The following is a 24,876-nucleotide window of genomic DNA, read 5'->3' as shown; positions in this document are numbered from 1 at the left end:
GACCGGGCGTTACCTCGGGGAACGCGACGGATTCGTGATCAACGCCGGGCCGTATAGGTCGTTATACAGTCTGGTCAGCCGCCCGGCGGGCGCGTTGCCAGCAGATCCCGGCCACGACCAGCGCCGCCACGAGGACGCCTGAGCTGATCAGCTGGATCCGGGCGTCGGCGTCGCCGGTCATCACCGCCAGGATCGCGATCATCGCGGCGAGCGTCGCCCAGGTCAGGCACGGGAAGCCCCACATGCGCACGGTCAGGCTCTCCGGCGCGGTGCGTTCCAGCTGCTTGCGCACCCGCAACTGCGTGCAGGCGACCAGGATCCACACGATCAGCAGCACCGAGCCGACCGCGTTGAGCAGGTACTGGAAGACGGTGTCCGGCCAGAGCGCGTTCAGCGCCACGGCGACGAACCCGAAGAGCACCGAAGCCGCGACCGCGAAGACGGGTACGCCGTTGCGGTCCACTTTGGTCAGTGCGCGCGGGGCGTGGCCGCGTTGCGCCAGCGAGTACACCATGCGGGCCGCGCCGTACATGTTGGTGTTCAGCGTGGACAGCAAGGCGAACAGCACGACCACGTTCATGATCTGCCCGGTCGCCGGGATCCCGATCCGCTCGAGCACCGCGGCGAACGGGCTCTGTCCGATGTGGACACTCGACCACGGCAGCAGCGACACGATGACCAGCATGGAACCGATGTAGAACACCGAAATCCGCACGACCGCGTTGCGGACCGCCTTGCCGACCGCGTGCGCCGGGTCGTCGGATTCGGCGGCCGCGATGGTCACCACTTCCAGGCCGCCGAAGGTGAAGACCACCGCGAGCAAGCCGGTGCCGACGCCTTCCCAGCCGTTCGGGAGCAGTCCGCCGTTGCCGAGGAGATTGGCCGTGCCGACGAAGGACGTTCCTGGGAGCACGCCGAGGAACGCGAGCACGCCGAGGACGAGGAAGGCCACGACCGCCACGACCTTGATCAGCGCCAGCCAGAACTCGAGCTCGCCGAAGCGGGACACCGCGGTGAAGTTGACCGCGGTCAGCACGGCCATGAAGAGCAGGACCAGCGCCCACTGCGGAATGCCGGGCAGCCAGCTGTTCACGATGATCGCGGCCGCGGTGGCCTCGACGGCGAGCACGACCACGAGCGCGGCCCAGTACAGCCAGCCGATGGCGAACCCGGCCCACGGCCCGAACGCGCGCTCGGCGTGCACCGAAAACGACCCGCTGGACGGGATCGCGGCGGCCATTTCCGCCATCATGCGCATGACCAGCATCGCGAGCGTGCCCGCGAGCACGAAGGACAGCACGATGCCGGGCCCGGCGAGCTTGATCCCGACGCCGGAGCTGACGAACAGTCCCGAACCGATCACGCCGCCCATCGCGAGCATGGCGAGGTGCCGCTGGCGCAGGCCGGCGGCCAGCCCCTCGGCGGCCGGTTCGGCGGCGGCTTTCGAAGTCATGGGGAAATCCCTAGCAGACGCGTTCCGCGGCGCAGGAGCCGAGGCCCGTCCGTCCGGAGTCACCGGCTGGGCCGGTAGCGGGCCCTGAGGTGGAATCGTTCGCCCTGCGGCCCGAGGATGCTGAGGAATTCCACCGCGTGCTCGTCGGCGTTGCCGAACCAGTGCGGCAGATGCGTGTCGAATTCGGCGACCTCGCCGGCCTTCAGCACGAAATCCTGGTCGCCGAGGATCATCCGCAGCCGCCCGCTCAGGACGTACAGCCAGTGGTATCCCTCGTGCGAACGCGGATCCGGGTCGAGCCGGTCGGTCCGCCCAGCGGGAAGGATCTGCTTGTACACGTGCAGCCCGCCGGGTTTGCGGGTCAGCGGCAGGACGGTCATGCCGTTGCGGTCGAACGGCCGGAGATGCACGCGCGGGTCGCCGCTGGGCGGGGCGTCGACGAGTTCGTCGAGCGGCACCTGATAGGCCTTGGCCAGCGGGAGCAGCAGTTCCAGGCCCGGTTTGCGCTGCCCGGATTCCAGCCGGGACAGGGTGCTCACCGCGATCCCGGTGGTCTCCGACAACGCGGTGAGGGTGATCCCGGTCCGGCGGCGCAGCTCCCGCAGCCGCGGCCCGACCGCGGCCAGCACGGCGTCGAACTCTTCGCTCATGCCCACATGGTGCGGGCGGCTTTGCGGTTTCCGCCAAGAATTTTGCCGAAACCGCGGTCTTGCCCCGGAGGCCCGGAGCAAGACCGCGGCACGTCACGCCTTAGCGACCGCCACGCGCACCTTCACGCCCTCGCCGACCGTGCCGTCGAAGCCCTCGGCCACCTCGCCGTAGGACACCGACGTCGCGAGCGTCTCGGACGCCACGAACTCCTCGTGCTTGCGCACCGCGGCCGTCACCTCGCCGGCGGCGTCCACGGTCAGCGAGATCCGGTCGCCGACGTCGAGACCGGCCTCGCGGCGCGCCTGCTGGACCACGCGGACCAGGTCGCGGGCAAGGCCCTCGGCCGCCAGGTCCCCGGTGACCTCGGTGTCCAGCACGACCAGGCCGGCCCCGCCGGGCAGTTCGGCCGCCGCGCCGCCGCCGGACGCGACCAGGCGCCGGTCGTACTCGCCCTCGACCAGTTCGACGCCCGCCGCCACGACCGCGCCGGACGCGTTGGTCGTCCAGTCGCCCGCCTTGACCGCCTTGATCACCTGCTGCACGGCCTTGCCCAGCCGCGGCCCGGCCGCCCGCGCGTTCACCGCGACCTCGAACGTGCCGTGCGCCGCGACGTCGGTGGTCAGCTCCACCGACTTCACGTTCACCTCGTCCCGCAGGATCTCGGTGAACCCGCGCAGCGCTTCGACGTCCTCGGCCGCGACGACGAGCTTCGCCAGCGGCAGCCGCACGCGCAGCTTGTTCGCCTTGCGCAGCGCCAGCGCCGACGACGCCACCTGCCGCACCTTGTCCATCGCGGTCACCAGCGCCGCGTCGGCGGGCAGGTCGAGCGCGTTCGGCCAGTCGGTCAGGTGCACCGAACGGCCACCGGTCAGCCCGCGCCACACGGTTTCCGTGGTGAGCGGCAGCAGCGGCGCGACGACCCGGCAGGTCACCTCCAGCACGGTGTGCAGCGTGTCGATCGCGTCCTGCTCGCCCGCCCAGAACCGGTCGCGCGACCGGCGCACGTACCAGTTCGTGAGCACCTCGAGGAAGTCCCGCACGGTCTGGCACGCGCCCGCGATGTCGTAGCCGTCCATCGCGGACTCGACGTCGGTGACGAGTTCGTGCGTCTTGGCGAGCACGTACCGGTCGAGCAGATGCGTCGAATCCGTGCGCCACTGCCCCTGCTTGCCTTCGGCGTTCGCGTACAGGGCAAGGAAGTAGTACGAGTTCCACAGCGGCAGCACGGCCTGGCGCACCGCGTCGCGGATCCCCCGGTCGGTGACGACGAGGTTGCCGCCGCGCAGGATCGGGCTCGCCATGAGGTACCACCGCATGGCGTCGGACCCGTCGCGGTCGAAGACCTCGTTGACGTCCGGGTAGTTCCGCAGCGACTTCGACATCTTCTGGCCGTCGGAGCCGAGCACGATGCCGTGCGACACGCAGGTGCGGAACGCCGGCCGGTCGAACAGCGCGGTCGCGAGCACGTGCAGCAGGTAGAACCAGCCGCGGGTCTGCCCGATGTACTCGACGATGAAGTCGCTCGGGTAGTGGTGCTCGAACCATTCGCGGTTCTCGAACGGGTAGTGCACCTGGGCGTACGGCATCGACCCGGAGTCGAACCACACGTCGAGCACGTCCGGCACGCGGCGCATCGTGGACTTGCCGGTCGGGTCGTCCGGGTTCGGCCGGGTCAGCTCGTCGATGTAGGGCCGGTGCAGGTTGTCCAGCCGCACGCCGAAGTCGGCCTCCAGCTCGTCCAGCGAGCCGTAGACGTCGATGCGCGGATAGGCCGGGTCGTCCGAGCGCCACACCGGGATCGGCGTGCCGAAGTAGCGGTTGCGGGAGATCGACCAGTCGATGGCGTTCTCCAGCCACTTGCCGAACTGGCCGTCCTTGACGTTCTCCGGGTACCAGGTGATCTGCTGGTTCAGCTCGACCATCCGGTCCTTGAACTGCGTCACCGCGACGAACCACGACGACACCGCGCGGTAGATCAGCGGGTTCCGGCAGCGCCAGCAGTGCGGGTACGAGTGGTCGTAGGTCTCGTGGCGCAGCAGCACCGCGCCCTGGCGCTCCGCGCCGCCGGTGCCGTTCTTGAGGTCCCGCACGATGTTCGGGTTCGCGTCGAACACCAGCTGCCCGGCGTAGTCCGGAACGGTCTCGTCGAACTTGCCGTGGTCGTCCACCGGCGTCACCGGGGCGATCCCGGCCGCGTCGGTGACCACCTTGTCCTCGGCGCCGTAGGCGGGCGCGATGTGCACGACGCCGGTGCCGTCGTCGGTGGTGACGTAGTCCGCAGACAGCACGCGGTGCGCGTTCTCCGTGCCGACGAAGTACGGGAACGGCGGCGCGTAACGGGATCCGAGCAGCTGCTCGCCGGTGTAGCGCGCGACGACGGCCGGCTCCTCGCCGAGTTCACGCGCGTACGCGGCGACGCGGGCCTCCGCGAGCAGGAACCGCTTGCCGTCGCTTTCCACCACGACGTACTGCACCTCGGGGTGCACCGCGGTGGCGAGGTTGGACGGCAGCGTCCACGGGGTCGTGGTCCAGATCAGCAGGTACGTGCCGTCGAGGTCGTTGTCGTTGCCCTCCAGGCGGAATCCGACCGTGACGGCCGGGTCCTGCCGGTTGCGGTAGACGTCGGCGTCCATGCCCAGCTCGTGGTTGGACAGCGGCGTCGCGTCGCGCCAGCAGTAGGGCAGGACGCGGTAGCCCTCGTAGACGAGTCCCTTGTCCCACAACCGTTTGAACGCCCAGAGCACCGATTCCATGTAGGTGACGTCGAGCGTCTTGTAGTCGTTGTCGAAGTCGACCCAGCGGGCCTGGCGGGTCACGTAGTCGCGCCACTCGTCGGTGTAGCGCAGCACGGACTCGCGCGAGGCCTCGTTGAACTTCGCGATGCCCATCTCTTCGATCTCGGTCGTCTCGGTGATCCCGAGCTGCCGCATCGCTTCGAGTTCGGCGGGCAGGCCGTGGGTGTCCCAGCCGAACCGCCGGTCGACGTGCTTGCCCTTCATCGTCTGGTAGCGCGGGACGATGTCCTTGACGTACCCGGTGAGCAGGTGCCCGTAGTGCGGGAGGCCGTTGGCGAAGGGCGGGCCGTCGTAGAAGACGTACTCGTTGTCGCCGTTCGTGCCCTCGGGACGGGCGTCGATCGTCGCCTGGAAGGTCCGGTCGCTCTCCCAGTACGCGAGGACGCTCTCCTCCAGCGCGGGGAACGACGGCTGGGACGGGACCGTGGTCTCTCCGCCCGGCGAAGCCTGGGGGTACATCCGGGTGCTCCTTGCGTTCGTCGCTCGTACGGGCGACCGGCGGCCACCCACACGGGGACGAGACGCTGGCGCGTCACGCGGTACCACCCCGCTTGCCCGGCGCACTGCTCCCGGGCCACTCGTTGCGCGGCTGTCACGGGCCGCACCCGTCCGGTTCTACTGCGGGCGGCGACCGCCCGGTTCTTCCGGAGGCTCCCCGGTGATGGCCGGATCGACGCCTTGCTGACTCCAGGTTAACCCGTCGCCGCAACCCGCTTTCGCCCTGCCCCGGCCGGGCTCGCGCCGTCGCCGGGGGAAAAGGCGAAAACCGATGTCCGGCACCGGGTTCCGCCGATACGGTAACGACCGGGCGTGCGCGGCGGATGTGCCGGGCAGATCTTCCTTCCGGCCACAGCACAGGAGTCGAGCACGGGTGAACCGTAGTTTTCAGGTGGATCTTCGCGGGGTCGTCGACCTGCTGAGCCAGCACCTCTATTCCAGTCCCCGCGTCTACGTGCGCGAACTGCTCCAGAACGCCGTCGACGCGGTCACCGCGCGCCGGGCGGCCGACGCTTCGGCGCCCGCGGAGATCGCGATCGAAGCCGGCGACGGGACGCTGCGGATCACCGACACCGGCATCGGCCTGTCCGAGGCGCAGGTGCACGAACTGCTCGCGACGATCGGCCGCAGCTCCAAACGGGACGAACTCGGCTACGGACGGCGGGATTTCCTCGGCCAGTTCGGGATCGGGCTGCTGTCGGCCTTCCTGGTCGCCGACGAGACCCGCGTCGTCACGCGTTCCGCGAGCGGCGCTCCCGCGGTCTCGTGGACCGGCCGCGCGGACGGCACCTACGCCGTCGGGCCCGGCGAACGGGACACGATCGGCACCACCGTCACCCTCACCGCGCGCCGCGGCGCCGAGCAGTGGTTCGTGCCGGAGACGGTCGCCGATCTCGCGACGCTGTACGGCTCGATGCTGCCGTTCGAAATCACCGTCAACGGCAAGGCGATCAGCGGCGCCGGCATCCCGTGGCAGGCCGACGAGCGCTCCCCCGGGCACCGCTCCGCGGACCTCGTCGGCTACGCGCAGGAGGTCCTCGGCTTCACCCCGTTCGACATTGTCGACCTCGACGTGCCGGAGGCCGGGCTCACCGGCGTCGCCTACGTGCTGCCGTTCCCGGCGAACCCGGCCGAGCGCGCCGGGCATCGCGTGTACCTCAAGCGGATGCTGCTCGCGGAGAACGCGCCCGGGCTGCTGCCGGACTGGGCGTTCTTCGCCCGCTGCGTCGTGGACACCGGCGAGCTGCGGCCCACCGCGAGCCGCGAGGCGCTCTACGACGACGACCAGCTCGCCGCGACCCGCGAAGCGCTCGGCGAGCAGCTGCGCGGCTGGCTCGTCGGGCTCTCGGCGACCAGTCCGCGGCGGCTGAACCAGTTCCTGAAGATCCACCACCTCGGCGTCAAAGCGCTCGCGCTGCACGACGACGACATGCTGCGGCTGGTCGACGAGTGGTGGCCGCTGGAAACGAACGTCGGCCGGATGACGCTCGCCGAGTTCCGCTCGCGCCACGGCGTGCTCCGCTACTGCGCGACCGCCGACGAATTCGACCAGCTGGCCGGGGTCGCCGCCGCGCAGAACCTGCCGGTGATCAACGGCGGCTACACCTACGACAGCGAACTCGTCGAACGCGTCGGCGCGCTCGAACCGGGGGTGCGCGTCGACCGGCTCGACCCGAGCGACCTCACCACCGCCTTCGCCGATCTCGCCCCGGACACCGCGCTGGCGGTCCGGCCGTTCGTCGCGGCCGCGCAACGCTGCGTCGACCGGCTCGGCTGCGAGGTCGTGCTGCGCGAATTCGAGCCCGCGTCGCTCCCGGTGCTCTATCTCGTCGACCGCGCCGCCTCGTTCGCCGGCGAACTGCGCGCGACCAAGGAGGCCGTCGACGAGCTGTGGGCCGGGGTGCTCTCGGCCTTCGAGAAGCCGGAACGGGATCGCCCGCAGCTCGTGCTCAACTACCGGAACCCGTTGGTGCGGCGCGTTTCCCGGCTCGAGAACGCGGAACTGACCGCGCTGGCCGTCGAATCCCTCTACGGCCAGGCGCTGCTGCTCGGCAAGCACCCGATCCGGCCCGCCGACTCCGCGCTGCTCAACCGGGCCTTCCTCAGCCTTCTCGACCACGCCGTCCCGAACCGGGAGAACTGATGACCGCACCGACCGAAGAGAACCTGTGGAACCGGCTGGGGTCGGCCCGGGCCCTTCCGTTCGGCAAGGGCCAGATCGCCGCGACGGAGAGCCTGGTCCGCACCGCCGACGCCGAGCGCCTGCCGGACCTGCAGTACGCCGCCCGGCTCTCGCTCGTCCGCGCGTACACGCACGGCGGCGAGCCGGCGAAGTCGTTCGTGCCGTTCGCCTGGTGCCTCGCCAAGCACGACCAGGGCGAGGGCAACGAGCGGTGGGACTACATCCTCTTCTGGTCGTTCAAGTCCATCGTCACGTCGCTGACCGACTTTCCCGAGGTGCCGCTGGACCGCACCTACGCCGTGCTCGACGACATGGAGCGCCGGTACCGGGCGGCCGGGTACGCGATGAACCCGGTGCACCAGCACCGGCAGATCGTGGCGCGGCACGTCGGCGACCACGAAACGGCTGTCGAGCAGTACCGGCTCTGGGCCGCGGCCCCGCGCGGCGAGATGTCGGACTGCGTCGGCTGCGAACCGTCCGGCAAGGTCGCCCACCTGAGCCGCTACGGCCGGTTCGAGGAGGCGATCGAGGTCGCCGAACCGGTCCTCGGCGGCACGTTCACCTGCAGCGAGCAGCCGAACGGGATCCTCTCCTCGCTGCTGCTCCCGTTTGTCCGCACCGGACGGCTGGAGGAGGCCGCGCGAGCCCACCGGCAGGTGTACCGCACGATCCGGCACAACCGGCTGGACCTGGATCTCCTCCCCCGCCACCTCCGGTTCTGCGCGCTCACTGGCAACCACGTGCGCGGGCTTGAAATCCTCGAACGGCATCTCGGCTGGCTCGCCGACGCGCCCTCTCCGGACGTCGAGATGGAGTTCTGCGCCGCCGCCGCGCTCAACCTGCGCCTGGTCGCCGATTCCGGGCACGGCGGCACGACGGTGCGCCGTACCGACGGCGAGATTTCCGTCCAGGCACTGCACGACGAGCTTTCCGGGCGCGCACTGGGCATCGCGGCCCGCTTCGACGCCCGGAACGGCACCAGCGAGCAGAGCGACCTGATCCGCGACGTCCTCGCCGCCGAGCCGATCGTGGACCACCTCCCGCTGTCCTTGACCAGTCCGCGTCCGGTTTCCCCGCCGCGGACGCCCGTCGCACCGTCCCTTCCGGACACTCCCGAAGAGCTGGCCGATCTCGCCGACCAGCACTCCCGGCTCAGCGCTTACGAGGCCGCCGAAGCCGCGTGGGCGAAGTTCGACGAACTGTGCCCGGAACCGGCGGGGTCGCTGCTCGCCCGGCGGCTGTCCGGATCCGCGACCGCGGTCGTGGACACCGACCCCGAGGCCGCCGTGCGGGATTGGCTGCGCGCGGCCGAACTGTTCGCGGCCGAAGGCGACGAGGTCGCCCGGCACACCGCGGCGAGCAAGGCCGGGCTCGCCCGTTACCAGCTGGGCGAGCCCGAATCCGCTCTCGCCGTCCTCGCCGGCGCGGCCGAGGCGCTCGCCGGGCTCGGCGACGTGGAACAGCACGTCCGCGCGCTGCTGCGGTGGTCCCTGGCGCTTTCCGGGAACGACGACCTCGACGCCGCGTTCGAGATTCTCGACCGTGCCGAAGCCGCCGCCACCGAGGTTCCCGCTGAGCTGGCCGCCCGGCTTTTGCTGCTGCGCGGCGAACTCACCGCACGCAGCGGCCGGCTGGACGAGGCGCGGGAACCGGCCGGACGCGCGGTGGACCTGTTCGCCGAAGCCGGGTTGGCCGAGCAGGAGGCGTGGGCGCGGCTCATCGCCGGGCGGATGGCCGCCGCGAGCGGCGAACTCGAGACGGCCTACGCCACGGTGCGGCCCGCCGAGTCCGCCGCCTCCCCTGGCCTGCGCGCCCAGGTGCGGCACACGCTCGGCTTGCTCGCGTCCGACCTCGACCTGCGGGAGGAGGCGGTGGCCCACTACCGCGGCGAGGTCGCCGACCTGGTCGAAGCCGGGGATCTGTCCGGCGCCGCGCTCGCCCAGCTCGGACTGGCGTCCGCGGCCGAACGCGCCGGAGACGCGCTGACCGCAGCCGACGCCGCTGAGGCCGCGATCGAGGTCCTGGAGCAGGGCGACGACGAGGACGAACTGGCCCGGGCGCGCTACCTGCTCGCCGGAGCGCACCGCGCTCTCAACCAGCCGGATCCGGCGCTGACTTTGCTGGAGCAGGTGCTCGGGCACTTCGCCGCCGCGGGCAACCAGCCCGCCGCCGGGCAAGCGGCCGAGACCATCGGCGACCTCCTCGACGAACTCGACCGCGACGCCGAGGCCGCCTCGTCCTACGGGCGCGCAGCGGAGTGCTACACGGCAGCGGAACTCCCGGTCGACGCCGTGCGCAACCTCCGTCAGGCAGCGCTGTCGTGGCAGTGGGCGACAGAAACGGATCAGGCGCTTTCGGTGCTGGCAGAAGCGGAAAAGAGCGCCGCGGACCTCGACGGCGACGAGCCGCCGATCCGCTGGGAACGAGCCATGGTCGCCTTGAACGGCGGCAAACTGCTGGGTGCCGCAGAGCGGCCCGAGCAAGCGCTGCCCCGGGCGACCGCGGCCGTCGAACTGTTCCTGGCCCTCGACGCGACCACCGAAGCCGCGATCGCCGCGGGACTGCGCGCCCGGCTGCTGGTCGACCTGGGCCGCCCCGCCGAAGCCCGCGCCGCGACGCATGCCGCGATCGAAGGCCTGCCGCCGGAAGCGACGGAACAGATCGAGCGGCTCGAATACATCCTGGCGAATCTCGACTCGGAGTAAGCGCTTTCGCCGGGCCCACGGGTTCTCCCGTGAGCCCGGCGGAGGGTGCACTCTCGCCGGACTCCTCTCCCGGCCGTTGCCGTGAGCCCCGCAGCCACCGAGCCCACGGGTTTTCTCGCAGCCCCGGCGGAAGGTGCTCTCGCCGGACTTCTCTCCCGGCCGCTGCCGTGAACCCCACAGCCACCGAGCCCACGGGTTTTCTCGCAAGCCCGACGGAAGGTGCTCTCTCGCCGGACTCCTCTCCCCGCCACGACTCACCTCGTCGGCTCAAGCCGCTTCCCGCGAACCCGCCGCTGCACCGTCACCACCGCCAACACCGCAGCCACAACCCACAACCCGCCCGAAACAAACCCCAGCAAGTGCAAGCCATGCACAAACGACCCCCGCGCCCCCGGTTCCCCTGCCACCGCACCGAAAACCGCCACACCAAGCGCACCACCTGCCTGCCGCGCCGCGTTGTTGATTCCGCCCGCGATGCCTGCCCGCTCGTCCGGCGCGTCGGCGACCGCGGCGGTCACCACGGCGGCGGTCAGCAGTCCCATTCCGATGCTGAGCACGAACAACGTCGGCAGCAGCGTCCAGTACCCGGTGCCGGGGCCGATGCGCAGCAGGTTCAGCATCGCCGCCGCGCCGAGGAGGAGCCCGGTCACGATCTGCGGGCGCGGGCCGAACCTCGCGGTGAGCCGTCCGGAGACCGGGCCGAGCAGCACCATCGGGACGAACATCGGCAGCAGCGCCGCGGCCGCGGCGATCGGGTCCGCGTGGAGCACATCCTGCAAGTACAGCGTGAACACCAGCACTGAACCCAGGCCGACGAAGTTCATCGCGGCGGACACCAGGTTCGCGCCCGCCGCCTGCCGGGACCGCAGCAGCGGCAACGGCAGCATCGGGGCCACAGAACGCCGTTCCACCACCACGAACGCCACGGCCGCCGCCACCGCGAGCAAACCGACCCATGGCGTCCCCGCGATCACCGCGTACACCGCGGAGCCGAGCGCCAACGCCGCGGTCGCCGCGCCGGGAACGTCCACGCGGCCCGGTTTCCGCACGTCTCGCGGCACCAGCCGCCGGGTCGCGACGGCCGCCGCGGCGACTATCGGGACGTTCAGCCAGAACACCGGCCGCCATCCGGCCGTCTGCACGAGAATCCCGCCCAGCAACGGTCCGGCTGGCAGGGCGAGCGCCGAAATCCCGGCCCAGATCCCCAGCGCCCGGGCGCGTTCGGTACGGCCGGGGAACGCCCCGGAGATCACGGCCATCGTGCCCGGCAGCAACAACGCCGCTCCGACCCCTTGCACCGCCCGGGCCGCGACCAGCCAACCCGCCGACTGCGCGAGCCCGCACGCCGCCGACGCGGCCCCGAAAACGCCCAGCCCGGTCAGCACCACGCCGCGGTGCCCGAGGACGTCGCCGAGCGCTCCCCCGGTCAGCAGCAACGCGGCGAGCACGACCGAATAGCCGACCACCACCCACTGCAACTGCGGGACGTCCGCGTGCAGTTCGCTGCCGAGGGTGGGGAGGGCGACGTTGACGACAGTGACGTCGAGCTGCACCAGGAACATCCCGGCGCACATGGTGAACAAGATCGCGGTGCGCATGGGTCCAGCAGACACCGGGAACGCTTCCGTCGCGGTGGAAGTGTGCCGGGGGCATGCTGGAGGCATGGAAGGAGACGCCGACATCGCGCGCACCGCCGCCCTGTTCGCCGATCCGGCGCGGGTCCGCGTGCTGATGGCCCTCGCGGACGGCCGGTCGCTGGCCGCGTCCGTGCTGGCCGGCGAAGCGGGTCTGACCGCGCAGGGCGTGAGCGCGCACCTGTCGAAACTGCTGGCGGCTGGGCTGGTGACGGCGGAAAAGTCCGGCCGGCACCGGTTCTACCGCATCGCCGGCGCCGCCCCGGAACTGCTGGAAGCACTCGCCCGGCACTCCCCCGCGCGCCCGGTTCGCTCGCTGCGGGAAGGCACGCGCGCGGAAGCCTTGCGCACCGCGAGATTGTGCTACGACCACGTCGCCGGACGACTCGGCGTCACCGTCACGGCCGCCTTGCTCGACCGCGGCGCGCTGGCCACTGTGGACGGTGACCCGACGACGCAGCGGCGACCCGGAGACCGGATTTCCTCGCAGCTGCAAGAACATCCGTACGTGCTGGGGCCCGCTGCCGACGATGTGTTCGCCGCGTTAGGCGTGGATGTCGAAGCGGCTGCGGAGAGCCGTCGCCCGCTGCTGCGGTTCTGTCTGGATTGGACAGAGCAGCGCCATCACCTGGCCGGAGCCTTGGGCGCGGCGGTGACGCGACGGTTCATGGACGCGGGCTGGCTGCGGTCACGCGCGAAGGCGCACCGAGCCGTTCAGCTCACCGAAAGCGGCGCGAAGGTACTTGAAGAGGTGCTCGGCGTCAGCGATGCGCCGCGGCCAGCACAGCGTCCGGACCGCACCGCGCGCACGGCGTGAAGCCGAGCTGGCGTGCCTCGCCGACACCGATCGGGATGGTGTCGCGGCCGGACAGCCAGCCGCAGTCCACCAGGTGGTAGCGCGGGTACTCGTCGACGACCACGACCTCGTCCTCGAGCTCCTTGACCACCTCGAGGTCCTCCGGCGCAGTCTCCTCGACGCCGGGCGGCGTGTCGCGCACCGCCTTCGCCTCGGACTGGGGCTCGGCCTCCGCGGCGGGCTTCTCGAGCTCCGGTTCCGGCACGTCCGCCGGATCGCCCAGCTCGCCCGTCGCCGGGATCAGCGCGGTCTGCTCGGCGTCCTCCTCGGCCGGGACCGCTTCGTCCTTCTCCTCCGCCGCATCCGAATCGGCGGCTTCGGAGTCCTCGGACTCCTCGGCGTCCGGGCCGCGGTCCGCGCGCTTGCGCCGGCGCAGCCAGTCGGCGAGCAGAAGGAGCCCGGCGAGCACGGAAAGGCCGATGGAAACCCAGGCCCACAGCGAGGTGCCCGTGATGAGCGCCGTGACGAGCAGCCCGAGAGCCGCCAGCACCAGAAGGAGGACGATGTAGAGCACGCTGAATTACAACACGCGCGGCCCGCCAACCGGGCGCGACCCGCCCACGCGGCGTGCTCCGCCGATGCCCCACCGTGGCGGGAACCGGACCCGGACACGCCGAAACCCCGCCGGGTCGGAAGGTCTTCCGGCGGGGTGCGTACGGCGGTGGGTCAGCCGGCCTCGGCGCGCGGGCCGAACGAGTAGCCCTGACCGCTGCTGCCGGTCGAGGACTGGCTCGAACCGGAAGAGGCCGACGCCGGGGCCGCGGAGCCGCGGTCGTCGAGCTCGCGCAGCTGAGACTCGAGGAATCCGCGCAGCCGGGTGCGGTATTCGCGCTCGATCGTGCGGAGTTCTTCGATCTTCTTGCCCAGAGCGCCCTTTTCGGCGTTCAGGTTGTTCATCGTCTCGGTGTACTTGCGCTGCGACTCGCGTTCCATGGTGGTCGCCTTGTCGCGCGCCTGGCGCTCCAGCGTCTCGGCGCGCGTGCGCGCGTCGTTCAGCATCGTCTCGGCGCGGGTGCGCGCCTCGTTCACCATCGAGTCGGACTTCGCCCGGGCGTCGGACAGCAGCTGCTCGGACTTGGTCCGCGCCTCCGCCAGCATCCCGTCGGACTCGGTCTTCGCCTCGGCGGTGAGCCGGTCGGCCATCTCCTGCGCCAGGCCGAGCACCTTGGCGGCCTGGACGTTCGGCTCGCCGCTGTCGGGGACCATCGAGTGCGCCTGGGTCTGCTCCATCGCCGAAGCGGGAGGCGGCACCGGGGCGAGCCGCCGCGACGGCTCGGGGTCGCGGCCCGGCGGCGGGCCGGCGACCTTCGCGTTCTCGAGCTCCGAGCGGGTCGACTCGAGCTCGGAGTCGAGCTGCTCGACCTGCTGGCGCAGCTCGTTGTTGTCCTCGATCAACCGGGCAAGCTCGGTCTCCACCAGGTCGAGGAACGCGTCCACCTCGTCCTCGTTGTAGCCCCTCTTGCCGATGGGCGGCTTGCTGAACGCGACGTTATGCACGTCAGCGGGGGTCAACGACATCAGATCACCTCACGCACTCCATGGCCTGCAGGACACACCCGGGTTTTCCCCGATCACCTGGGTGTCAGTTGCATCGCGAAGAACACAACCAACAGCAGCACCATAATCGACAAGTCCAGTCCTACGCCGCCGATCCGGACCATCGGAATGATCCTGCGGAACAACCGCACCGGCGGGTCGGTCACTGTGTAGATGGTCTCGAGCGTCACCGCAACCCCTCCGGCGGGACGCCATTCCCGTGCGAAAGTCCGCACGAGCTCGACCACGATCCGGGCCGTGAGCAGCAGCCAGAAGGCAAACAGCACGTACCAGATCGCAAGCCACACAGCATTCACGGCGACCACTCTAGCGGGGGACGGCCGGATTGGGCGCGACCAGTCGCCCTGAGGGCGACATAGTCGACAAAATCACGTCTGGCTGCGCCCAGCGGTCCGTGCCCGTTCACCCGCGCAGGAACAATCCGCCCTCGGCGATCCGCCTGCGGTCCTCGGCGGTCACGTCCACGTCGGGCGGTGAGAGAAGGAACACCTTGTTGGTGACCTTGTCCATCGACCCCCGCACGGCGAACGCCAGGCCCGCCGCGAAGTCCACGATCCGCTTGGCGTCCGCGTTGTCCATCTCGGTGAGGTTGATGATCACCGGGATGCCCTCGCGGTAGTGCTCGCCGATCGCCCGCGCCTCGATGTAGCTCGTCGGGTGCAGCGTGGTGATCCGGCTGAGCGGGTCCCTCGCCGGCGCGGCGACCGGTTCGGCGACCGGGCGCAGCCGGGCGACCGGCTCCGGCTGGCGGTCCACGGCGAGCGCGCCGTGCGTCGCCGGCTCGGCCGCCATCGACCGGGACCGCACGCGCGCGGCCGGTTCGTCGTAAGCCTCTTCGACGTCGCGGTAGCGCGCCCGGGACCGCGCCGGCGGCTGGTCGTAGCCGTCGTCGTAGTCGTCGTAACCGTCGTCGTAGCCGTCTTCGTCCGCGGGCACCATCCCGAAGTAGGCCTTCAGCTTCTGCAGCGCGCTCATAGCCTCTCCCTAGCCCTTGCCGCTCCCGCACCGTTGTGCCCCGCCCGGCCGGACACGAAACGTGACCACCGGGCGGACTCCCTACGGCGAGGCTAAACCGCGCCCGCCGAGCAACGCGGTTCCGACACGCACACACGTCGAGCCGTGCCGGATCGCCTGGTCCAGATCATGGCTCATTCCGGCGGACACGTCAGCCGCTTCGGGATGCCGGGCGCGGACTCTTTCCGCTGCGTGGGACAGGCGGGCAAAAGCAGTGCCCGGGTCCTCCCCTAACGGGGCCACCGCCATCACGCCTCGCAGTCGCAGCTCCCCCGTGTGGGCGATGCGGTCGGCGAGGGCGTCGAGCTCCTCGAGCGGGGTCCCGCCGCGCGCGACGTCGCCGTCGAGGCTCACCTGGACCAGGACGTCGAGCGGTCCGGTCCGCTCCCCCGCCTCCTGCGCGGCGGCGACCGCGCGGGCGAGCGCGTCGGCGAGCCGCGCCGAATCGACCGACTGGACCTCGGCCGCCCAGCGCACGACCGAACGCGCCTTGTTCCGCTGCAGCCGCCCGACCATGTGCCAGCGCGGCGCGGCGTCCGGGCGCAGCTGCGCGACCTCGGCGGCCTTCGGACCGGCTTCCTGGTCGCGGTTCTCGGCGAGGTGCAGCAGCCCGAGGTCGGTCAGCAGCGCGGCGTCGCTCGCCGGGAAGGTCTTGGTGACGCCCAGCAACCGCACCTCGTCGCGGGAACGGCCGGCCTCGGCGCAGGCGTTCGCGATGCGTTCCTCGACCGCGGCCAGCGCCGCCGCCAGCTCCGCCCGCCGCTTCTCTGCCGGGTCCTCGGTCACGCTTTCTCCTCTTCAAGCCAGGTGATGCCGGCGATGCGGCCGGTGGTGCCGTCGCGGCGGAAGCTGAACAACGTCTGGTCCTCCGCCGTGCAGCGCGGATCCGCGCCGACGCGTCCAACGCCGAGGTCGGCCAGCTGCTGCCAGAGCCCGGCGCGCAGGTCCAGACCGGTCGTGCCCTTGCGCGTTTTGCACGCGCTGCCGGGCAGATGCTTCTCGACGTCCGCGGCCATCGCGGCCGGGACCTCGTAGCAGTCGCCGCAAATGGCCGGGCCCAGCAACGCCTCGACGCGGCCCGGTTCGGCGCCGAGATCGCGCATCGCCTCCAGCGCGGCGGGCACCACGCCGACGCGCGCGCCGACCCGGCCCGCGTGCACCGCGGCGACGACGCCCGCTTCCGGATCCGCCATGAGCACCGGGACGCAGTCCGCCACCAGCACCACGAGCGCGACGCCCGGACGGTCGGTCACCAGCGCGTCGGTCGCTTCGGCCGCGGCGGTCTCGGTGCCGTCCACGACGGTCGCGGTGCGGCCGTGCACCTGCTCCATCCAGGCCAGCTTGTCCTCGGCGAGACCGAGTTCGGACGCCAGCCGCTTGCGGTTGGCGTAGACGTCGCCCGCGTCGTCGCCGACGTGGTCGCCGAGGTTGAAACTCTCGTACGGCGGCCGGGAAGCCCCGCCCGCCCTGGTCGTGACCACTCGTCGTACTCGCACCCCGCCATCCTGCCAAAAACCGCGGCGGCCGCTGAGGCGAGTCTCGCGAGCGGCGATGCCGGTTCTCGCCGGAGCCATTGCGCACGAGACCCCTGGAAGTCCCGAGGTTCCGCACCGCCAGACGGCGTCGCGAGCGGCGGTCCCGGTGAGAACCGGCATCGCCACTCACCACGCCAGCCCGGCCGCACGCCTCTGCCGCTGCGCATGGTGCGGGCCCTCGCGAGCGGCGGTCCCGGTGAGAACCGGCATCGCCACTCACCACGCCAGCCCGGCCGCACGCCTCTGCCGCTGCGCATGGTGCGGGCCCTCGCGAGCGGCGGTCCCGGCGAGAACCGGCGCCGAACACCCACGAAGGTCCGGAAACGGCAACGGCCGCCCCGACCAGATCGGGGCGGCCGCTGCTCGCGAGTCCTTGCTTACCGCCGCATGAACGGGGGCACGTCGACGTCGTCGTCGGTCGGGTCGTCGTGCACCGTGGTCGGGCGGCTCGGCAGACCGCCCGTCGCGGAACCGGAACCGATCGGCGAATACCCCCGCGAGCCGCCGCCCGGCTGGGGAAGGCCGCCCGGCGGGGTGCCGGTGCCCGGCTGCGGCAGGCCTGAGGGCGGGGTCCGCGGCGGAGCGACCGGGTAGCCGGAGCTGCCCGCGGGCGGCACCGGAGTGGCCCCGGTCTGCGGCGGGGTCTGCGCGGCCGAACCGCCGCCGACCTGGCCCGCCGCGGCGGACGCGGTGCCGTTGCCCTGTTTGCCGCCGAACGCGGGCGGGTCGAGCTTCTTGTGGGTGGGCGCGCCCGCGTCGAAGCCGGCCGCGATCACCGTGACGCGGACCTCGTCGCCGAGGGAGTCGTCGATGATCGTGCCGAAGATGATGTTCGCGTCCGGGTGCGCCGATTCCTGCACGAGCGACGCGGCCTCGTTGATCTCGAACAGCCCGAGGTCCGATCCGCCCGCGATGGACAGCAGCGCGCCGTGCGCCCCGTCCATCGACGCTTCCAGCAGCGGCGAGTTGATCGCCTTCTCCGCCGCCTGTATCGCCCGTCCCTCCCCGCGCGCGGAGCCGATGCCCATCAGCGCGGAGCCCGCGCCGGACATGACGCTCTTGACGTCGGCGAAGTCCAGGTTGATCAGACCCGGCGTGGTGATCAGGTCGGTGATGCCCTGGACACCGGAGAGCAGCACCTCGTCGGCGGAGCGGAACGCGTCCATCAAGGACACGCCGATGTCGCCGAGCTGCAGCAGCCGGTCGTTCGGGATCACGATCAGCGTGTCGCACTCGTTGCGCAGCTGCTGGATGCCGTCCTCGGCCTGCTTGCCGCGGCGTTTGCCCTCGAAGGTGAACGGGCGGGTCACCACGCCGATCGTGAGCGCGCCGAGCTTGCGGGCGATCTGCGCGACGACCGGCGCGCCGCCGGTGCCGGTGCCGCCGCCCTCGCCCGCGGTCACGAACACCATGTCGGCGCCCTTGATGACCTCTTCGATTTCCTCGCGGTGGTCCTCGGCCGCCTTCTGCCCCACCTCGGGGGCGGCTCCGGCGCCGAGTCCGCGGGTGAGTTCCCGGCCGATGTCGAGCTTGACGTCGGCGTCGGACATGAGCAGTGCCTGCGCGTCGGTGTTCACCGCGATGAACTCGACACCCTTGAGGCCGACCTCGATCATCCGGTTCACGGCGTTCACGCCGCCGCCGCCGATGCCGACGACCTTGATCACCGCAAGGTAGTTGTGCGGGGGCGTCATCGGGTCCGCCTTCCTGATCGTGATGTGCACATGCCGCCCGCCGGGGCCGGAAACCCTCAACCTCAACCCGAGAGTGAGAGTTATGTCAACCACCGGCGTCAAGGCAGGACGGTAGGCGCCGCGCAAGCTCTAATCCAGTAGCCACGCCGTGAGCGGCAAAGGTGTTTTGCCACAACGCGAAGCCGCGCGCAAGGCCGGAACCCGCCGCGAGGCCCGGCGCGCGGTCTGCTATGCGGGCACCGAAGCGACCAGGACCACGTCCTTCGACGGCTTCCCCGACGGCGACCCGCCCGCCTGCTCCACGCTCACCGCGAACTGCTGCGCACCGGCCAATCCGTCCGCCACCACCAGCGAACCCGACGGTCCGCCCGGCAGCAGACCGGCCGGACGCGGCGCGAGCTCCGGGCCCATCAGCCACGCCTCGTACACCTGCCCGGACGGCACCGGCGGCAGCCCGGACTGCATGAACATCACGCGGTCCAGCTTCCGCGAAACCACCACGGTCCCGCCGCCTCCGCGCGGCGACGCGACGTGCGACGTCTGGCTGTCCGGCGCGGCGAGCAGCTCGGCCACCGGCGCGTAGCGGTCGCGCGCGGCGTCCAATTCGGACTGTGCGCTGTTCAGCTGGCTGCTGGTGTGCAGCGCGATCCCGCCGAACACGCCGGCCAGGGCGAGCCCGATGACGGCCGCCGCGGCGGCGATCAGCATCGGCCAGCGACGCGGTCCGCGCGGACGCGGTTCCGCGGCGCCGGTCCGCGGCGGCAACTGGCGCGTCGTGCGCATCTCCGCCAGCACCCGGTCCTTGAGACCGGACGGCGGCTGCTCGTCCATCGCCGCGCCGAGCCGGGCCGCGGTCTCGCTCAGTTCCCGTACTTCCTGCGCGCAGGCTTCGCACTGGTCGAGGTGACGGCGGAACTGGGCCCGCTCGACCTCCGACAGCGCGTCGAGCGCGTACGCGCCGGCCAACGTGTGCATTTCCGGACTGCTCACGCCGTCACCCCCAGGCAGTCGCGCAACCGGATCAACCCGTCGCGCAGTCTGGTCTTGACCGTCCCCTGCGGCGTGTCCAGCACGTCGGCGACCTCGCGATAGGTGTAGCCCTGGTAGTAGGCCAGGAGGACGGATTCCCGCTGCAATTCGGTCAGCGTCTTCAGGCAGCGCCGCACCTGCGAGCGTTCCAGCCGGGTCGCGACGGATTCGGCGACCTCGTCGAACGGCCGCCCGCGCGCGGCCTCGAAAGTCGCTTTCCGCTCGCGTTCGGTGCTCGCCCGCGCCGACCGGACCCGGTCGACCGCGCGGCGGTGCGCGAGAGTCATCGCCCAGTTCAAGACGCTGCCTTTCCCCGGCGAATAGCGCGTCGCGGTCTTCCACAGCTCCACGAGCACCTCCTGCGCGACCTCCTCGGACTGCGCGGGGTCCCGCACGATACGGCGGACGAGCCCGTAGACGGGACCGGCGAGCTGATCGTAGAGCCGTTCGAAGGCGCGTTCGTCTCCCTTCGCGACCAGCGCCATCAAATCCTCGGCACTCGTCGGCGGCACCGCCGAGAGCCGGTCCGCCGGGCGTGCGCTCTCATCCATGGAGGGCTCCTGCCGTGTTCTGTCCGGTCCGGGCGGCGAGCGGGGCCTTGCGCCGCCACAGCGCGAGTCCGTGGCGGCGGATCAGCGCGGCGACGCGCTGCGGCTGCAGCGGCCTGCCCAGCAGGAAGCGCGCGAGCGTGCGGATCCCGACCGGACGGCGGACTCCTCGCAGCGTAGCGGTCAGGGCGGCGTCTCCGTCGTGCTGCAGGACGACGGTCAACGCCAGCAGCGCGTCCGGCCGCGGCAGGTGCATCCGGTACTCCCCCGCCATCTCCTGGAACGGCGACACGTAGAACTCCTTCTCCGTCCGGAGCTCGTCACCGGGCCGGAGCAGGTAGGCGTGCCGGCCGCCGTAGGTGTTGTGCACCTCGGCGACCACGCAGGCGAGCGCGCCGTCCGGCGTGTGGCACCAGTAGACCGTGATCGGATTGAACACGTACCCGAGAACGCGCGCCGACGCGAGCATCGTCACCGGCCCGCCGCGCAAGTCCACCCCTCGGTGCGCGAGCCAAGCGTCCAGTTTGGACCGGATGTCGCCGGGTTCGTCCCGGCCGAAGTGGTCGCGGCCGTCGAAGCGCGCGAACGGCCGGAGCCACCACGGCAGCCGCGGCAGGTCGTCGAGCTCGGTCCGCCACAGGTACATCCGGTGCGCGAAGGAGTACGGCGGGTCGGCCCGCCGGACGTGCGCGACGGTGGCGTCGTAGAGAGCGGTCACCAGGTCACCCCGAAACTGGCCGCGGCGCGGACGCCGGAGGAACAGCCGTCCTCGTGGAATCCCCAGCCTTGATAAGCACCGGCGTAGGCGAGGACGCCGTCGTTCAACTCCGCCAGGTTCCGCTGCGCGGCAACGGATTCCGGCGTGTAAACCGGATGCTCGTAGGACATTTTCGCGACCACCGCGTCCGGATCGAGGCCGACGCTTGGATTGAGGGTGACGGCGTACGTCGTCGCTTCGTCGAGGCCCATCAAGCGATTCAGGTCGTACGTGACTTGGACAGCGCGCAGATCCGCCCCGCAGCCGGGGGTCCGGTAATTCCAGGAGGACCGGGCACCCGGCACGGTCGGCAGCACGGCGGGATCGGTGTGCAGCCAAGCCTCGTTGCGCGAGTAGCGGAAAGCACCGAGCAGCTTCTGTTCGGCCGCAGTGGGATCCGGCAACAGTCGCAACGCTTGGTCCGCGTGCGTCGCGACCACGACTCGGTCGACCCGGTGCGCCGTGTCGGCATCGTCGCGCACCTCGACGCCGCGCGCGGTCCGCCGCACCGCGCGAACCGGAGTGGACAAATGCACCGCGGTCAACTGCTTGGCCGCCCGCTCGACGTACTCCCGCGAACCGCCGACAACCGTCCGCCACGTCGGCGAATTCCGCACGCTGAGCATTCCGTGGTTGCGCAGGAATTCGAACAGGTACCGCGCCGGATACTGCATGGTGTCGGTGCGATCGGCGGACCACACGGTCGACACGAGCGGCAGCACGAAATGGTCCACGAAATACCGTGAATACCCGCCGATCGCCAGGAACGCGCCGAGCGGCACGTCGCCGGCCTCGGGGCGCGCCAGCAGTCGTGCGGCGTGCCGGTGGAACCGCTTCACTTCGGCCAGCATGAGCAGGTAGCGCGTGGACGCGGCGTTGCTCCGTTGCGCGAACAACCCGCGCACGCCTTTCGCCCCGGCGTACTGCAGACCGCAGCCGTCGCAGCGGATGCTCATCGACATCTCGGTCTCGCGGGTGCGGACGCCGAGTTCGCCGAACAGCCGCAGCAGCGTCGGGTAGGTGCGCTCGTTGTGGACGAGGAACCCGGAGTCGACGGCGACCGTCCCGCCGTGCGCGCTCGGCACGTCGTGCGTGTGGGCGTGGCCGCCGAGCCGGTCGTCGGCCTCGAACAGCAGAACCTCGTAGCGGCGCTGCAGCAGGTACGCGGCGGTGAGGCCGGCGACCCCGCTGCCGATGACAGCGATGCGTTGTCCCGTGGTGTGGTGCACGGAAGGCATTCGGCGCGGCGACCCGGCCGGATTGGTGCCAATCCGCGCGAACCTCGGCTCCGAATCCCCCGCATGCCGAAATCCGCAGCCCATCGACTCGCCGACTTCGCCGAACGCGTCCTCGGCGGCCCGCTGCCGGTCGCCGTCCGCACCTGGGACGGGCGCCAGGCGGGGCCGGCCGGGCCGACCGTCGTCCTGAAAAACCGCCGCGCCCTGCGCTGGCTGCTGTACTCCCCTGGTGAACTGGGCCTGGCCCGCGCCTACGTCTCGGGCGACCTGGACGTCGAAGGCGATCTCACTGAGGGCTTCCGCCGGGCCTGGGCTTACCGGCCGCACCTGTCCGCACGGGACTTCGGCGAGGCGGTCCGCCTGGCTGCCCGGCTCGGGGTGTTCGGCCTGCCGCCGAAACCGCCCGCCGAAGAGGCGCGGCTGCGCGGGAAGCTGCACACCCTCGGCCGGGATCGCTCCGCGATCTCGCACCACTACGACCTGTCGAACGCCTTCTACCAGCTGCTGATGGACGATTCGATGGCGTATTCCTCGGGCTACTGGTCCGAAACCGCCGATCTCGCCCGCGCCCAGCACGACAAACTCGAGCTGATCTGCCGCAAACTCGGTCTGCGGCCGGGCATGCGCCTGCTCGACGTCGGCTGCGGCTGGGGTTCGCTGCTCGTGCACGCGGCGAAGCACCACGGCGTCGAAGCGGTCGGCGTGACCATCTCCGCCGAGCAGGTGCAACACGTCAAAACGCGGCTGGCGCAGCACGATCTGGACGACCGCGTCGAGGTGCGGCGGCAGGACTACCGGGAGCTGGCCGGGGAGTTCTTCGACGCCGTAGCGTCCGTCGAGATGGGCGAACACGTCGGCGAAGAGAACTACCCGACGTACGCCAGCACGCTGTACCGGATGCTCAAGCCGACCGGACGCCTGCTGCTGCAGCAAATGTCGCGCGGAGCGGTCGCACCCGGCGGCGGCGCGTTCATCGAGCGCTACATCGCCCCCGACATGACCATGCGCCCGCTCAGCCGCACGCTCGGCCACCTCGAAACCGCCGGCTTCGAAATCCGCGACGTGCACGCGTTGCGCGAGCACTACGTCCCGACCGTGCGAGCGTGGGCAGACACCCTGGAGCGGCACTGGGACGAGGCTGTCGCGCTGATCGGCGAGGCAGGCGCCCGGGTCTGGCGGCTGTACCTGGTCGGCGGCGCGCTCGCCTTCGAGGAGAACCGCATGGGCGTGGACCAGATCCTCGCGGTGCGCCCGGACGCGACCGGCCGCTCCGCCCTGCCGTGGACGAGGGAGTGGGCATGATCGCGCTGCTCGCCCTCACCGGCGGAGTCACCCTGGTCGCGGTCACCGTGACCTTCGGCATCGCGCGCCTGCGCCGCCGCTACGACACCATCGACACGTTCTGGGGCTTAGGTTTCGCCCTCGTCGCCGTGGTCTCGTTCCCGTTCGGCACCGGCCCGCTCGCCCTGCGCCTGACGGCCGCCGCGCTCACCGTCGTCTGGGGCGTCCGGCTGGCCGTCCACCTGCACCTGCGCAACCGCGGCAAGCCGGAAGACCCGCGCTACCAGCAGATAGCCGAACGCGCCGGGCCCAACCCCGGCGTCCGGATCTTCGTGCGGACCTACCTGATGCAGGCGGTGGTCCTGTGGTTCGTCTCGCTGCCCGTGCAATTCGCCATGTCCGGCACGGGTTTCGGCGTCACCGCCTGGCTGGGCGTGGCGGTCTGGCTGGTCGGCTTCGCCTTCGAAACCGTCGGCGACGAGCAACTCCGCCGCTTCCGCGCGAACCCGGCCAACCGCGGCGAAGTTCTCGACACCGGCCTCTGGCGCTACTCCCGGCACCCGAACTACTTCGGCGACGCCTGCGTCTGGTGGGGCCTCTACCTGCTGGCCTGCTCGACCTGGCCCGGCGCGGCGACGATCCTGTCCCCGGTCGCGATGACCTTCACCCTCGCCCGCGGCACCGGCAAGCCCATGCTGGAAAAAGGCATGCGGCAGACTCGCCCCGGCTACGCCGACTACATCGCCCGCACCAGCGGTTTCGTCCCGCTTCCCCCGAAAAAGCTCACTCCCCGGTGAGCCCGCGCAGCAACACGAGACGCCGCTAGGTCCCCACCGTCACGAGCCGGTCGCCCGCGAACCCCACCGGATCGTCCAAAGACCGCTCGGAGCACGTCCACGCCACGGTCGCGCGCAGCAGTTCGAGGCTCATTCCCCGGTGAGACCGTCGGTCAGCTCGCGCAGCAGGTCAAGATGCCCGAGATGGCGCGCGGTCTCCTCGATCATGTGCGTGACGACCCAGCGCACCGTGAGCGGTTTGTCTCCCTTGAACAGCACTGTGTCGTCGAACCCTCGCGCCGCCACGACCGCGCGGCATTTCTCGGTCTCCGCCTCGTAGTCGGCGATCAGCTGCGTCATCGGCAGCTCCAGCGCGAGCCGGAACTCAGCGTCCCGGTCGATCTCGAGCCGGTCCGCCCACTCGTCCGGCTGCCCGTCGAGCACGACGCGGAACCAGTAGTTCTCCACGAGCGTGAGATGGCACAACAGCCCGGCGATCGTGGTCAGCTCGCTGGGCACGTGCGTCCGGCGGGCTTGCTCGTCGGTGAGGCCGGAGCATTTCCACACCACGCTGGCGCGCAGGAAGTCGAGGAAGCCGGTGAGCTGGGTGCGCTCGTCCCCCGCCATCGGCGGGTCGGGACGTTCAGGAGCATCGGTCACAGTTCGCAGTCTG

21 protein-coding genes are annotated in these 24,876 nt (G+C 71.1%); 5 read left to right on the top strand and 16 right to left on the bottom strand.

The features are described 5' to 3' along the window. Positions 1-61: 61 nt before the first annotated feature. The 3 genes from FKO37_RS20535 to ileS form a co-directional block, all read right to left on the bottom strand. Complete coding sequence (locus FKO37_RS20535) at positions 62-1,453, bottom strand: amino acid permease (protein WP_238605460.1); 1,392 nt, start codon at positions 1,451-1,453, stop codon at positions 62-64. Positions 1,454-1,512: 59 nt separating this feature from the next. Continuing rightward, a complete protein-coding gene (locus FKO37_RS20530) occupies positions 1,513-2,103 on the bottom strand; it encodes a helix-turn-helix domain-containing protein (protein WP_037812410.1) in 591 nt (196 codons plus the stop codon). A 93-nt stretch (positions 2,104-2,196) separates the two neighbouring features. Next, a complete protein-coding gene (gene ileS, locus FKO37_RS20525) occupies positions 2,197-5,358 on the bottom strand; it encodes an isoleucine--tRNA ligase (RefSeq protein ID WP_238605459.1) in 3,162 nt (1,053 codons plus the stop codon). Positions 5,359-5,770: 412 nt separating this feature from the next. On the opposite strand from ileS, the gene FKO37_RS20520 reads away from it, so the two are divergent. Continuing rightward, on the top strand, positions 5,771-7,540 hold the full coding sequence (locus FKO37_RS20520; protein WP_037812413.1) for an HSP90 family protein: 1,770 nt from the start codon (positions 5,771-5,773) through the stop codon (positions 7,538-7,540). Continuing rightward, positions 7,540-10,284 (top strand): hypothetical protein, encoded by a 2,745-nt coding sequence (locus tag FKO37_RS20515; protein ID WP_238605458.1) that lies wholly within the window; start codon positions 7,540-7,542, stop codon positions 10,282-10,284. Before FKO37_RS20520 ends, FKO37_RS20515 begins: the two co-directional genes overlap by 1 nt. A 254-nt stretch (positions 10,285-10,538) precedes the next feature. Here FKO37_RS20515 and FKO37_RS20510 read toward each other — a convergent pair whose 3' ends face one another. Beyond that, entirely contained in the window at positions 10,539-11,882 is a 1,344-nt protein-coding gene (locus FKO37_RS20510; RefSeq protein ID WP_037812414.1) for an MFS transporter, read from the bottom strand. Positions 11,883-11,946: 64 nt separating this feature from the next. On the opposite strand from FKO37_RS20510, the gene FKO37_RS20505 reads away from it, so the two are divergent. Beyond that, the gene (locus FKO37_RS20505) at positions 11,947-12,735 is read left to right on the top strand and encodes a helix-turn-helix transcriptional regulator (protein ID WP_134728585.1); all 789 of its coding nucleotides are present in this window, start codon (positions 11,947-11,949) and stop codon (positions 12,733-12,735) included. Here the strand turns inward: FKO37_RS20505 and FKO37_RS20500 are convergent. The 11 genes from FKO37_RS20500 to FKO37_RS20450 all read right to left on the bottom strand — a co-directional run bounded on the left by FKO37_RS20500 (position 12,680) and on the right by FKO37_RS20450 (position 22,146). After that, positions 12,680-13,288, bottom strand: a complete 609-nt coding sequence (locus FKO37_RS20500) for a hypothetical protein (RefSeq protein ID WP_134670218.1) — start codon at positions 13,286-13,288, stop codon at positions 12,680-12,682. The genes FKO37_RS20505 and FKO37_RS20500 overlap by 56 nt on opposite strands. 152 nt (positions 13,289-13,440) lie before the next feature. Then, positions 13,441-14,292: a DivIVA domain-containing protein gene (locus FKO37_RS20495; protein WP_037812417.1), complete on the bottom strand. Its 852-nt coding sequence runs from the start codon at positions 14,290-14,292 to the stop codon at positions 13,441-13,443. A gap of 53 nt (positions 14,293-14,345) precedes the next feature. Further along, positions 14,346-14,618 (bottom strand): YggT family protein, encoded by a 273-nt coding sequence (locus FKO37_RS20490; RefSeq protein ID WP_037367937.1) that lies wholly within the window; start codon positions 14,616-14,618, stop codon positions 14,346-14,348. A gap of 115 nt (positions 14,619-14,733) precedes the next feature. Continuing rightward, entirely contained in the window at positions 14,734-15,306 is a 573-nt protein-coding gene (locus tag FKO37_RS20485) for a cell division protein SepF (protein ID WP_037812419.1), read from the bottom strand. Between the two features lie 81 nt (positions 15,307-15,387). After that, the gene (locus tag FKO37_RS20480) at positions 15,388-16,131 is read right to left on the bottom strand and encodes a YggS family pyridoxal phosphate-dependent enzyme (protein WP_037812421.1); all 744 of its coding nucleotides are present in this window, start codon (positions 16,129-16,131) and stop codon (positions 15,388-15,390) included. Then, positions 16,128-16,841 carry a peptidoglycan editing factor PgeF gene (gene pgeF / locus FKO37_RS20475; protein ID WP_037812423.1) on the bottom strand — a complete coding sequence of 238 codons (714 nt, stop codon included), beginning with the start codon at positions 16,839-16,841 and terminating at the stop codon, positions 16,128-16,130. The genes FKO37_RS20480 and pgeF overlap by 4 nt, the downstream gene beginning before the upstream one ends. A gap of 416 nt (positions 16,842-17,257) precedes the next feature. After that, positions 17,258-18,574, bottom strand: coding sequence for a cell division protein FtsZ (gene ftsZ / locus FKO37_RS20470; RefSeq protein WP_043838482.1), 1,317 nt, complete (start codon positions 18,572-18,574; stop codon positions 17,258-17,260). Positions 18,575-18,802: 228 nt separating this feature from the next. Next, entirely contained in the window at positions 18,803-19,564 is a 762-nt protein-coding gene (locus tag FKO37_RS20465; RefSeq protein ID WP_238605457.1) for an anti-sigma factor domain-containing protein, read from the bottom strand. After that, positions 19,561-20,154, bottom strand: a complete 594-nt coding sequence (gene sigK, locus FKO37_RS20460; protein WP_037812427.1) for an ECF RNA polymerase sigma factor SigK — start codon at positions 20,152-20,154, stop codon at positions 19,561-19,563. The genes FKO37_RS20465 and sigK overlap by 4 nt, the downstream gene beginning before the upstream one ends. After that, complete coding sequence (locus FKO37_RS20455; RefSeq protein WP_238608301.1) at positions 20,147-20,872, bottom strand: DUF1365 domain-containing protein; 726 nt, start codon at positions 20,870-20,872, stop codon at positions 20,147-20,149. The genes sigK and FKO37_RS20455 overlap by 8 nt, the downstream gene beginning before the upstream one ends. Beyond that, entirely contained in the window at positions 20,866-22,146 is a 1,281-nt protein-coding gene (locus FKO37_RS20450; protein ID WP_037812429.1) for an NAD(P)/FAD-dependent oxidoreductase, read from the bottom strand. The genes FKO37_RS20455 and FKO37_RS20450 overlap by 7 nt, the downstream gene beginning before the upstream one ends. 63 nt (positions 22,147-22,209) lie before the next feature. Between FKO37_RS20450 and FKO37_RS20445 the strand changes: the two genes are divergently transcribed. Together FKO37_RS20445 and FKO37_RS20440 are read left to right on the top strand one after the other, a co-directional pair. Further along, on the top strand, positions 22,210-23,448 hold the full coding sequence (locus FKO37_RS20445; RefSeq protein WP_238605456.1) for a cyclopropane-fatty-acyl-phospholipid synthase family protein: 1,239 nt from the start codon (positions 22,210-22,212) through the stop codon (positions 23,446-23,448). Further along, entirely contained in the window at positions 23,445-24,224 is a 780-nt protein-coding gene (locus tag FKO37_RS20440) for a DUF1295 domain-containing protein (RefSeq protein WP_134728579.1), read from the top strand. The genes FKO37_RS20445 and FKO37_RS20440 overlap by 4 nt, the downstream gene beginning before the upstream one ends. A gap of 129 nt (positions 24,225-24,353) precedes the next feature. Here FKO37_RS20440 and FKO37_RS20435 read toward each other — a convergent pair whose 3' ends face one another. Beyond that, positions 24,354-24,863 carry a DinB family protein gene (locus FKO37_RS20435; RefSeq protein WP_134669168.1) on the bottom strand — a complete coding sequence of 170 codons (510 nt, stop codon included), beginning with the start codon at positions 24,861-24,863 and terminating at the stop codon, positions 24,354-24,356. Positions 24,864-24,876 lie beyond the last annotated feature (13 nt).

The organism is Amycolatopsis sp. Poz14 (assembly GCF_006704225.1).
In the GTDB taxonomy this organism is placed as follows: Bacteria; Actinomycetota; Actinomycetes; order Mycobacteriales; family Pseudonocardiaceae; genus Amycolatopsis; species Amycolatopsis nivea.
This window is presented reverse-complemented; position numbering and strand designations above follow the sequence as displayed.